This is a genomic window from Geodermatophilus sp. FMUSA9-8 (assembly GCF_037034165.1).
GTDB lineage: Bacteria > Actinomycetota > Actinomycetes > Mycobacteriales > Geodermatophilaceae > Geodermatophilus > Geodermatophilus nigrescens.
On the sequence record NZ_JBAGKE010000028.1, the window covers coordinates 1 to 431 of the forward strand.

Annotated in this window: 1 pseudogene; it reads right to left on the bottom strand. The window is 79.4% G+C overall.

Annotation, left to right across the window (positions count from 1 at the left end):
* A pseudogene (locus tag WA616_RS24375) lies at window positions 1-431 on the bottom strand (cadmium-transporting ATPase); the annotation flags it as partial.

Consider the following 431-nt stretch of genomic DNA (forward strand, 5'->3'; position numbering starts at 1 on the left):
GGCTTGCCCAGCCGCGCCGGCCGACCGCCGACCAGGCCGGTGACGCCCCGACCGGGCAGCGCCTGCGTGCCGGCGGCGGGGTCGACCGGCGCCTGGCCGGCCGGCCACGCGGCCAGCACGGCGCCGGCCAGGGGGTGTTCGCTGCGCGCCTCGAGCGCGGCGGCGACGGCGAGCACCTGGTCCGGGCTGCTGGTGGGCAGGGCCTCGATGGCGACCACCGCGGGCCGGTTGCGGGTCAGCGTGCCGGTCTTGTCCAGCGCGAGGGCGCGCACCCCGCCCAGGGACTCCAGCGCCGCTCCGCCCTTGATCAGCACCCCGGCGCGGGTGGCGGCACCGATCGCGGCCACCACCGTCACCGGCACCGCGATCGCGAACGCGCACGGTGAGGCGGCCACCAGCACCACCAGGGCCCGCTCGATCCACAGCTGCGG